Annotated in this window: 9 protein-coding genes; all 9 read left to right on the plus strand. The window is 46.1% G+C overall.

Features of this window, described 5'->3' with window-relative positions; translation table 11 throughout:
- Positions 1–29: 29 nt before the first annotated feature.
- The 9 genes from lysS (at position 30) to ACYCSE_RS09685 (ending at position 11151) form a co-directional block, all read left to right on the plus strand.
- Positions 30–1550, plus strand: coding sequence for a lysine--tRNA ligase (gene lysS / locus ACYCSE_RS09645; RefSeq protein ID WP_061831234.1), 1521 nt, complete (start codon positions 30–32; stop codon positions 1548–1550).
- A 90-nt stretch (positions 1551–1640) separates the two neighbouring features.
- Positions 1641–2978 (plus strand): TrkH family potassium uptake protein, encoded by a 1338-nt coding sequence (locus ACYCSE_RS09650; RefSeq protein ID WP_459702125.1) that lies wholly within the window; start codon positions 1641–1643, stop codon positions 2976–2978.
- A 293-nt stretch (positions 2979–3271) separates the two neighbouring features.
- On the plus strand, positions 3272–3805 hold the full coding sequence (locus tag ACYCSE_RS09655; protein WP_250267120.1) for a hypothetical protein: 534 nt from the start codon (positions 3272–3274) through the stop codon (positions 3803–3805).
- A 460-nt stretch (positions 3806–4265) separates the two neighbouring features.
- Complete coding sequence (gene fabI / locus ACYCSE_RS09660) at positions 4266–5036, plus strand: enoyl-ACP reductase FabI (RefSeq protein ID WP_013308164.1); 771 nt, start codon at positions 4266–4268, stop codon at positions 5034–5036.
- A gap of 12 nt (positions 5037–5048) precedes the next feature.
- A complete protein-coding gene (locus tag ACYCSE_RS09665; RefSeq protein ID WP_459702126.1) occupies positions 5049–6509 on the plus strand; it encodes a class I adenylate-forming enzyme family protein in 1461 nt (486 codons plus the stop codon).
- 44 nt (positions 6510–6553) lie between these two features.
- Positions 6554–7777, plus strand: a complete 1224-nt coding sequence (locus ACYCSE_RS09670) for an aldehyde dehydrogenase family protein (protein ID WP_459702127.1) — start codon at positions 6554–6556, stop codon at positions 7775–7777.
- Positions 7774–9474 carry a thiamine pyrophosphate-binding protein gene (locus ACYCSE_RS09675; RefSeq protein ID WP_459702129.1) on the plus strand — a complete coding sequence of 567 codons (1701 nt, stop codon included), beginning with the start codon at positions 7774–7776 and terminating at the stop codon, positions 9472–9474. Before ACYCSE_RS09670 ends, ACYCSE_RS09675 begins: the two co-directional genes overlap by 4 nt.
- A gap of 23 nt (positions 9475–9497) precedes the next feature.
- Entirely contained in the window at positions 9498–10739 is a 1242-nt protein-coding gene (gene fabF, locus ACYCSE_RS09680; RefSeq protein ID WP_013308168.1) for a beta-ketoacyl-ACP synthase II, read from the plus strand.
- A 4-nt stretch (positions 10740–10743) separates the two neighbouring features.
- Positions 10744–11151: a 3-hydroxyacyl-ACP dehydratase FabZ family protein gene (locus ACYCSE_RS09685; RefSeq protein ID WP_025721676.1), complete on the plus strand. Its 408-nt coding sequence runs from the start codon at positions 10744–10746 to the stop codon at positions 11149–11151.
- Positions 11152–11225 lie beyond the last annotated feature (74 nt).

The raw sequence follows: 11225 nt of genomic DNA on the forward strand, positions 1-11225 counted from the left end.
ATTCATATTGAAGGAGCTGATTTAGCACCATGTCGGATGAAACTACTAACCAGGAATCACAAGAAAATCGCGAGGAATTAAGTGAACTATTGCAAATTCGCCGTGCCAAATTGGACGAGCTTCGCTCATTGGGCATTGATCCTTTTGGACGCAAATACATACGCACGGCTGAAGCGGGCGTACTACTGAGCAAGTATGACAGTTTGACTAAGGAAGAACTGGAAGAAAAGAATATTGAAGTTAGCATAGCAGGCCGTATTATGGCTAAACGTGTGATGGGGAAAGCCAGCTTTGCTCATATACAGGATCTTAGCGGACGTATTCAAATTTATGTTCGTCAAGATACGGTACCTGAATCCAAATATAAAGCATTTGGTATTTTGGATCTGGGTGATATTGTTGGTGTTAAGGGTGTGCTCTTCAAGACCAAAACAGGCGAAACGACAATCAAAGTGCTGGATATTGAGGTCTTGTCCAAATCCTTGTATCCATTACCAGAGAAATATCATGGCCTGAAGGATGTTGAGTTGCGTTACCGTCAGCGGTATGTCGATTTGGTTATGAACCCTGAAGTACAAAAAACGTTCATTACACGGTCCCGTATTATTCAATCCATGCGTCGTTATCTCGATTCGCTCGGCTATTTGGAAGTTGAAACTCCAACATTGCATTCTATTGCTGGCGGGGCGGCAGCGAAGCCATTTGTTACGCACCATAATGCATTGGACATGCAGCTTTATATGCGTATTGCTATTGAACTCCATTTGAAACGACTAATTGTCGGTGGAATGGAGAAAGTATATGAGATCGGTCGTGTGTACCGTAATGAAGGTATTTCGACCCGCCATAACCCTGAGTTTACGATGATTGAACTGTATGAAGCGTATGCTGATTATAAAGATATCATGCAATTGACGGAAAACATGGTTGCACATATTGCGCAGGAAGTACTAGGCACACAACACATTCAATATCAAGGCCAGGAAGTGGATCTGACGCCGCAATGGCGCAGAGTCTCCATGGTTGATGCTGTTAAAGAAGTAACAGGCGTAGACTTTAGCGTGCAGATGAGTAATGAAGAAGCTCATCGCCTTGCGAAAGAGCATAAAGTTTCGGTTGAACCGCATATGACATTTGGCCATATCCTGAATGCATTCTTTGAACAGTTCGTAGAGGAAACGCTTATTCAACCGACCTTTATTACTGGACATCCGGTTGAAATTTCGCCATTGGCCAAGAAAAACGAACAAGATCCGCGGTTTACGGATCGCTTCGAGCTGTTCGTGGTTGCTCGTGAGCATGCGAATGCGTTCACTGAGCTGAATGATCCAATCGACCAGCGCCAACGTTTTGAAGCACAATTGCTGGAACGTGAGCACGGTAACGATGAGGCACATGAAATGGATGATGACTTTATCCGCGCCTTGGAATACGGGATGCCACCAACAGGTGGACTGGGCATCGGCATCGATCGTTTGGTTATGTTGCTGACAGATGCGCCTTCCATTCGCGATGTGCTGCTTTTCCCGCATATGCGTAACCAACAGTAGAATAACATAACATTATGAATATAGAGGATCAGCCGGGCTTCCCGTGTCTTGTTCCTCTTTTTCATAAGAACGGATGGAGAGAATACTCTAATGAAACGCAGCGTCAAGCTTAGTCGGTTCGCATCGCCTCCTTTTATATTGGTCATCGGATATTTATTGATTATTGCATTGGGTACTTTGCTACTGATGCTTCCTGTTGCCAATCATAGTGGTCATGTTCCGCATTGGATTGATTCGCTTTTTACGTCCGTCTCAGCCGCTTGTGTCACAGGACTGGTTGTTGTTGACGTCGATTCAACGTATACGATGTTTGGCGAAACCGTCATTTTGGTGCTGATGCAGCTAGGCGGTCTGGGGTTTATGACCTTAGCGACCTTGTTTGCGCTGTTGTTGGGGCGACGATTATCGTTAAAGGATCGGTTGCTGCTTAAGGAGGCTATTAATGCCGATAGCATGGAAGGGATCGTGCGTATTATTCGCAAGGTGCTGATCTTTTCTTTTACCATTGAGACGATAGCTGCTGTCGTCTTGGCTTTGCGGTGGATGCGAGAGATGCCTGTCGGACAAGCGATCTATTATGGAATATTCCATTCCGTATCCCTCTTTAATAACGGGGGATTCGATCTGTTTGGGACTAGCTTCCAACAGTACGCTGGAGATTTTGTTTTCAATATAATTGCATCTGTGCTCGTTATATCTGGAGGCTTAGGTTTCCTTGTACTTAGTGATTTGTTCGATTTTCGCCGTACCCGAAGACTGTCTCTACACTCCAAAATGGTGCTTAGCGTGTCGGGAGTGCTCATTGTGATTGGTGCGCTGGTTATATTTATTTTTGAGTTTACCAATGCACGAACCTTGGGCGCGTTGAACTGGGAAGGCAAAGTATATGGAGCTGTCTTTCAATCGGTCTCCACGAGATCATCAGGTACGAGCACAGTCGATATCAGCGGGTTAAGACAGGCAAGTCAGTTTTTTATTATGTTGCTGATGATTATCGGTGCTTCTCCGGGCTCCACGGGAGGAGGAATTAAAACGACTACGTTTCTGCTTATGGTAGGTGCGCTAATCGCCGTCATGCGAGGACAGAAGGAAATTGTGTTTTTCCGCCACAGGGTCCCTAACGATATCATGATGCGGGCGCTGACCATTATTGTACTGGCCCTATTTATATTCTCGATTGTGGTTGTACTGCTCTTAATGACAGAGGATGCCCCATTTCTCTCCCTTGCATTTGAGGCTGCTTCCGCAATCGGAACGGTAGGCTTGTCCGTAGGAGTAACGCCAGGATTGTCTGATGCAGGCAAGCTGATTATTTGTGTGACCATGTTTATTGGTCGGATTGGTCCTCTTACGATTGCCTATGCCATTCGTCCACGCTCGACCAAGACATTGTACCGTCGTCCCGAAGGGCATATTGTAATTGGATAGTGTATCTGTAAAAAAGATGTACCCGTGCTGATTAGCATAGGTACATCTTTTTTTATTTCAGATCATCATAATTCTTTATGGGTAGCATATCATGTAAAATGCCCATTTTGAGAACAAAACGAAATGATCTGAACAGATACTGTTTTTCGCAGAAAAAAACGGCTATTTGTTTCCTTTTATGTAATTATAGACAAAATACTAGGAATATTATGTATAATATTGTATGATAGTGGGCATGAAAGGGGGATCGTTGAGGTAAATACCAATTTCTAATTTGAAAGGAATCATCTATTATGTATTTATTTATTATTAGTGCTGAAGTTTTATTTTGGGTTTTTGTTGTTGCAGGCTTGATCGCAAGGTATATGTTTGGCTTGAAGAAGTTAGGCGGTCTTCTTTTACTATTTACCCCCATTATTGATATCCTGTTACTGATTGCGGTGTTCATCACGGTGAAAAGTGGCATGGAGATTACGACTGCTACTGGCTTGGCGGCCTGTTATTTTGGTATTACAGTAGCATTTGGTCATAGGTTAATTAAGTGGGCGGATGTACGGTTCTCCCATTGGTTTGGTAAGGGACCCAAGCCTGAACGCAAGTATGGTGCTGCTCATGCAAAAGAGGAACGGATAGGATGGTTGCTTCACCTTTTGGGTTGGGCTATAGGTAATGCTTTGTTGCTCGCCATCATTGTGTATGTTGATGATCCTCAGCGTACGATGTCTTTGGAGGGCATTATGCAAACATGGGCAATCGTTCTGGCAATCGACTTTGTTGTCTCCTTTAGCTATACTGTAGCTCCCAAAAAACAAAAGCGTAGTCTATAAAGGTTAAGGCTTACACTTAGATGATATCTGGCTGGTCACTCAGGATGTTCAAATCGGAAGAGTCATTGTTGGTGAAAATGAAGTGGTTACTTCCGGTAGGTGGGTGATTCTGTCATCGGAATGTAAATATTTACAAAAATATGCGGATTTTATGTTTAACTCGCTTTGACAGTCACCTTGTTTTTGCCTCGCTACCTTTTTTCACATACATGTATTCCTTTCGATTTGAACACAGACCAACAGAAGCAACACAACTATTTCTTGTGAGATGACAGACAGCATACACGATGTGTTACACAAATTTTAAAATAAATTTTGTGATTTGCCTAAAACGTCGCCTATCCAAGTTTGGCAATTAACGCGATAATATTCCAGGAAAGATTACATATGTCTATAAATGTAGACATACGCAATTAAGTTGTTATTTTGTTTAAAAATGTAAAAAAGAAAGGTGGTTTCTGTGGCAGTACTACTGAGCGGTAAAAACATTTTGATTATGGGCGTGGCTAATAACAGGAGTATTGCCTGGGGGACAGCTCAATCTTTAGCTGCTGAAGGAGCACAGCTCATTTTTACTTACGAAAATGAGAGGGTTGCAGAGCGGGTACTAAAGCTCGTTGAAACCATTCCGGGAGCACTGGTCTGTCCTTGTAATGTACAAAGCAATGAAGAGCTTGATGCATTGGCGGATTTTCTAAAAGAAAAAGTAGGCGTATTGCATGGTTATTTTCACAGTGTCGCTTATGCTAAGGCTGAGGATTTGGATGGCTTGTTCGTTGACACTTCTCGCGAGGGATTCGCTGTTGCACAAGAAATCAGTGCCTATTCTCTGGCTGCTGTATCCCGTCGGGTATACCCACTGATGACAGAGGGTGGAAGTATCGTCACCATGACGTATATTGGCGCAGAACGTGCGATCAAAAATTACAACGTTATGGGTGTGGCGAAGGCTTCACTGGAAGCCAGCATGCGCTATCTGTCGAATGATCTGGGCACATATGGCATTCGTGTAAATGCGATTTCCGCTGGTCCGATACGGACCTTGGCTGCCTATGGCATTAAAGATTTTAACACAATGCTCAAACATATTGAAGAAACTACGCCCCTACGCAAGACGGTTGATACGTCGGAAGTCGGAGATACGGCGTTATTCCTATTTTCCCATTTATCGAGAGGCATTACGGGTGAAGTTATCCATGTAGATGCTGGATACCATATTACGGGGATGTAAGGAGGGAACGTTGTGCTTATTACGCATACGGATTGCCGTATTATCTCACCTGAAGGAGTTATGACTAGGGAGCGTCTGGAGCGAGACGTTACGATCTTCTCCCGGATGTTGACGCTCAGAGGAATTCCCGAAGACGGTAGAGTGATTCTGAAAGCGGCCAATTCCTATTGGTTTGTTGTGTCTCTGTTCTCCCTGTGCAATATTGCTGTTTCGGTGACTGTGGTGGACGAGCAGACTGTGCTCGATGAGGTGGCCCAAATCTATGATGAAGCGGGTGCCTGTTGCATCCTTACGGATTCCGATTTAGAACTTCCTCATGCTCTCGTTATTCTGATTCAAGATCTGATTCAAGAAGAAGCAGTACACCCGGATTGGGTGGGAGAGCCAAAGCTTGAAGCCCTCGACTTTAACAAGTGGTGCGAGAGGTCAGATGCGCTCATTCTGTATTCTTCAGGTACGACGGGAAAACCCAAGGGAATCGTGAAAGCTGGTTCAGCTTTTATGGAGAATATCAGGCATTCCATACACGCCATGAACTACCTACCGTCTGACCATATGCTCCCCGTTGTGCCTTTTTCTCATTTTTATGGAATCTCACTTATCTTCTCCTGGTGGTTAACTTCATGTTCTCTCATCATCTGCAATCCAAAAAACCTCTGGAGCGTCATTGCAAGTATTACGAAAGACCGGGCGACGGTCGTAGACGCTAACCCCTCTGCTTTTTACACCTTGTTGCGTATGCTAAACCGAAAACCCGAACAACTGGAAATGGTCAAGGAAGCTCCGGTGCGCATGTGGTGCGTAGGCGGTTCCCCACTTACCCAGGACCTTGAAGAGAAATTTAACAACATATTTGGACAGCCCCTGCTGAATGGTTATGGCCTTTCTGAACTGGGCAACGTTACGCTGGGGACGCTAGAGTGTCCGAAGGGTTGTGGCCTACCATTACCTGGTGTGGATCTGAAAATACTAGATTCTACAGGCAACCAGCAGGCGGACGGTATCGTAGGCGAAGTGTGGATACGCAGTGCTGGATGCATGGAAGGTTATCTAAATCGTCCAGACCTGACGCAATCCGTTCTACAGGACGGCTGGTTCAAGACGGGGGACCTGGGCTATCTGGATGACGGAATGCTGTATGTCATTGGTCGCAGCGGTAAGACGGTCAACCGGATGGGCTACATGGTATCTCCGGTCTATATTGAGGACCGAATTGGTTCGCTAGGCTACCGATCCTGCGTGATTACCTTGGAGGATGAGGCTAAAGGGACATTGCTTGTCGCATTCATCGAAAGTGATTCCTCACAGGTCGTGCCTGTGCTCCGCAAAGAGATGAGTCAGGTACTCCCTTCATACATGTTTCCCGATCTTTTGCTTCCGCTCGATCATTTTCCTTTGAATCGCAATGGAAAAGTAGATCGTCTGGAGATGGAGCGTGTTGCTCTAGAGAAAGCTGCTTCTCGCAAAGCATAACAAGATATATACCAAAACTGCATACAGGAAAGGGAGAATGTGCCATGAGTATAAATCCAGAACTGGCAGAAAACACACTGTTTCTGAAAAGGCATGAATCTATTCTGAAATGCCTCAATTATTTGATTGAAAATCGGCAGGAAGTGATGGATATTCTCACACAATTTTCATCCTATCGGGCTGCCAATGCAGAAATTGACTCCACGATCCTCACACTTCAAGGTGCTCTGCAAGAAGTGCAGACCTATCAGCCAAGCTGGCAACGATCTATGGCTGTATTTATGCCTTCCAACGTCATTTTGTACTCCTATGCATTATACCTCTTGATTCCGTCCCTGTACGTTGAAAATATAGACTTTCGCCCTTCTTCTCACGTAAACGAGTACGTCAACATGCTGCATGAAAAGCTTCAGGCTGTGCATGGATTACCCATCTATATTCGTAAAGTTAGCCAGAAGGTGTTCATGGAGAATTCCGTGATGCCAGCTGATATTGTGGTGTTCACCGGAAGCTATACCAATGCAGAGAAGATCAAAAAACAGATTCGAAAAGATCAGCTCTACATTTTTTACGGACAAGGACTAAATCCTTTCATCATCGGACCTGATGCAGATCTGGAGCTGGCGGTTACCGATGTGATCCGAATGAGATTGTTCAACTCTGGACAAGACTGCCTAGGCCCCGACATCATTCTGGTACATCAAGATGTGAGTGAGCATTTCAAAGATCTGCTGATTCAACAGCTTGACCAACTCGTATTTGGTGCCAACGATGATCCGAACGCAAACTATACCCCTATATTCTATAAAGACACGCTATATTCGGTTTCCGAATATTTCAACACGAACGATAAGTTTATTATTTACGGCGGCGGCATTGATTTCCGTACAAAAAAGATGGAGCCAACGGTTGTATATAGTGAATTGGAGCAGAATCTGGAGATTATTGAGTATTTTTCGCCAGTCTTCAATGTAGTTAGCTACCAAGACGACGAGCAATTGATCAAGCGTATTTCCTCCAGTTATTTCAGTGAACGTGCAATGGGTTGCAGCTTATACGGATCGGAGCACCTGACTGACGTTCTGCGAAAGAAGCACACGCTGACCATTAATCAGACGCTTGAGGATGTGGATCAAGGTAATAAGCCTTTTGGTGGCTACGGCACGATGTCGAACTATATTTTTTACGATTTCAAGCTCATTTCGAAGCCGATCTTGATTTCAGAAATTGTCGCAGAATATTTGTCGGAAAAGAGGAGTTTGGTATGACTGCGAGCTTCTTTCCCTGGGATGCCATCATTGGCTACTTAAAATCGGCTGGGGTTCAGCATCTCTTTGGATTACCAAGTGATGATCTCAAAATCGTATCGTCACTCCCCTCATCCGGTATGGATTTTATCCTGTGCAAAGATCAACGTAATGCTGTGTTCATGGCAGCAGGTTATGCGCTCACCACCAACCAGATGTCCGTGTGTGTTGTGGGGAAAGGCCCTGCGCTCAGTAATACACTCACAGGGCTGCTGGAAGCCAAAAACCTGGGCGCTCCGCTCCTGCTTCTGGCGCTTGGTACTGGCGGAGACAAGCTGGGTACCCGATCCTTTCAGGAAGCGGATCAAATCTCACTCGTGAAGCCGCTCGTAAAATGGGCTTATCGTGTCGAGCATGTGGATCGGCTTGTATGGGCGATGGAGCGGGCTGCCTTTTTGGCTATCAATGGAGCACCAGGTCCTGTCTATATCGAACTCCCTGAAAACCTGATGGACCAGCCTGTGCCAACAGGGCTTCAGTTTACCCCACCAGAAAAGGTGTCGTGCTCTCCGTCTCATCGGGAGTTGGATGCATCGTGGGGAATTATTGAGAACGCCCGCAGGCCACTCATTCTAGTCGGAGGCGGAATGAAGTCAGGTACAGGCGATGTGATTGAACGGTTTGCTAACCAACATGGAGCGGCCTTGTTCGCAACCGCCTCGGGACGGGGTGTAGTTGATGAAGACCACGAACTCTTCTGTGGTGTTGCGGGACTCTATACAGATCTTAGTCTAAGACAAATCTGGAAGGAATCTGATGTGGTAATCACACTGGGCAGTCGATTGGAAGAAACGGCTACTTTTGAGTGGGATATTTTGCTACAGGATACACCTTTGATTCAAGTCAATGTAAATCTGGAGGATTTTGCACACGAGTACAGGGGTATCAAGGTGCTTGGTGATGGATATGCAGCGGTGGAGCAGTGGCTTGAACGGCGCGACCAGGAGCCTGATGGAGTGTGGCTTGAAACGATTAGGAGCTGTAAACAGGAGGCTTTTTCTCACAGGGCTATTTATTTGGAAGAGCTGAAAAAGACCCCTGGAATCCACGTTCCTGAGCTGTTGGACATGATTCAGACGGAGTTCCCTGAAAATCTGGTGCTTCTTCAAGAGAATGGATTGCAGGATATGTGGTCCTATTTTTATCCATATTTTCGCTTTGCCCAAGGCTCTCTTTCGATTGTTCCTAGTGATCAAACGAGTCTTGGATTCGGTGCGGCTGCTGCTCTGGGAGCAAGCGTGGCAACACAACGTCCAGTAGTGGCACTTGTAGGTGACGGTGCGTTCAATCTCTTCTGTTCGGATTTTATGACGGCGGTGGAGTATCAAATACCGTTAATCTATCTCGTACTCAATAATGGTGGGTATGGTTGGTTACAGAATCAAATGAATTATAAGCATCTCACAGGGCAGTCCCTCCCGTTTGTTTCTGAGGCGGCCAAGACAGGAATTCAAATTCCTCAGTACGAGTTTGTGGAAAGTCTTGCAATTCGGAGTAAGGGAGAGGCACGGGAACAGCTTCAGCTTGCTTGGCAAAAGTATCAGGAGAACAAGCTTGTGGTCGTCGAGGTATATGCTGATCTTTCGGATGTACATGAAAAAATCAGTCATGTGTATGGCGACTTTCCTCTCTACGAGCAACAGGCTTCTAAGAATTAATTTCAACGAAGGACGTGGATACAGTGAGAAGACGTGTTGTAGTGACTGGACAGGGAGTCGTAACGCCGGTCGGGCTTAATCTTACGGATTTCTGGAATTCACTGTTGGAAGGAAAAAGTGGAATCGGACCTGTCACTGCTTTCGATACAGCGGACATTCCGACAAAGATCGGTGCACAGGTTACGGGCTTTGACCCATTGCAATATATGAGCAAGAAGGAAGCTAATAAAGTCGCACAGTTCACTCAGTTTGCTTTGGCGGCTGCCCGGCAGGCAGTGGAGCAATCAAAATTAGTGATTGATGAGCGGAATGCAAGTCGCGTGGGAGTTATTGTCGGCTCTGGAGCAGGCGGCCTCGATGTTATAGAGGAGAACTATGGGAAATTAACAAAGCTTGGTCCCAAAAGAGTTTCTCCTTATTTTGTTTCCTCGATGATGATTAATTCAGCACCTGGTGAAATCTCCATTGCTATCGGAGCCAAGGGGCCTTCTTTTGCTGTGGTTACGGCTTGTGCCACAGGAAGTAACGCCATTGGTGAGGCATTACGTACGATCCAGTACGGCACGGCTGATGTCGTGGTTGCCGGTGGAGCGGAAGCCAATTTTAGTCAGCTTGATCTGGCATCTTTTGCGAATATCCATGCTCTCTCCAGACGTAATGAAGAGCCGCAGAAGGCTAGTCGTCCGTTTGATGTGGATCGCGATGGATTCGTCATCGGCGGAGGAGCAGGAGTCTTGGTGCTGGAGGAATTGGAGTATGCTTTGAACCGCGGAGCCACCATTCTGGCCGAAGTTGTGGGTTACGGATGCACAACTGATGCGTATCATATCACGGCTCCAGATCCCTCTGGCTCCGGCCCGGCAGAAGCGATCAATATCGCACTGCAGGATGGCGGCTTAACACCGCAGGAAATCGACTACGTCAATGCCCACGGTACGAGTACGCCATTTAATGATCGTATGGAGATTAATGCTATTCAAAAAGTATTCGGGGAGCATGCCCCCCGTTTGGCGATATCGTCTATTAAATCCATGACTGGTCATTTAATGGGCGGTGCAGGGGCAGTCGAATTAATTGCGACTGTGCAGAGTATGATTCACAGCAAAGTACCACCGACACTCAATTGCGACAATCCTGAGGCTCCTGAATTGAATTTTGTGCCGCATGTATATCAGGAACGCGAGGTCCGCGCGGCGATTAGCAATTCATTTGGTTTCGGAGGGCACAACGTCTGCCTTGCTGTTCGCAAGTGGGAAGGGGAATAAGCCTGTGAGCGAAGAGCTAATCCATATCCCGGATGTGCTTCCGCACCGGTACCCATTTCTTCTGTTGGATGGCGTGACCGGGTACGAAACGTCGCAATGGGCGAAGGGATACAAGCTTGTCACCTGGAGTGAGTGGTTCATTACTGACACTAACCCATACATGCCTCCTATGTTGATTGTGGAGTCGCTTGCACAATTAGCGGCATTCGCTGCGATTGATAAAAAAGGCATTTCATACCTGACTAACCTCAATGGAATTCGATTCCACAGCTTGGCCAAGCCTGGAGACCGAATTGATCTCTATTTTGAAGTGATCAAGCGTCGGCGGGGCTATATTCTCGGAAGCGGTCGGGCTTCCGTAGGGGATCGATTGGTGGTTGAGGCGGAAGAAATTGTTTCACTGGATCAATGACGGGGTGGAAGCGCACGTTAAACTGTCCTTTTGTCCTCCTGACTGCCAGGTGCAGCGGGAGGATATTCACATCA

The sequence above is a fragment of the Paenibacillus sp. SEL1 genome (genome assembly GCF_054602535.1).

Excerpts from the sequence above, each read along its gene's own strand:
- ACYCSE_RS09650 (WP_459702125.1), top strand. The coding sequence starts at position 1,641 with ATGAAACGCAGCGTCAAGCTTAGTCGGTTCGCATCGCCTCCTTTTATA.
- lysS (WP_061831234.1), top strand. The coding sequence starts at position 30 with ATGTCGGATGAAACTACTAACCAGGAATCACAAGAAAATCGCGAGGAA.
- ACYCSE_RS09670 (WP_459702127.1), top strand. The coding sequence starts at position 6,554 with ATGAGTATAAATCCAGAACTGGCAGAAAACACACTGTTTCTGAAAAGG.
- ACYCSE_RS09675 (WP_459702129.1), top strand. The coding sequence starts at position 7,774 with ATGACTGCGAGCTTCTTTCCCTGGGATGCCATCATTGGCTACTTAAAA.
- ACYCSE_RS09655 (WP_250267120.1), top strand. The coding sequence starts at position 3,272 with ATGTATTTATTTATTATTAGTGCTGAAGTTTTATTTTGGGTTTTTGTT.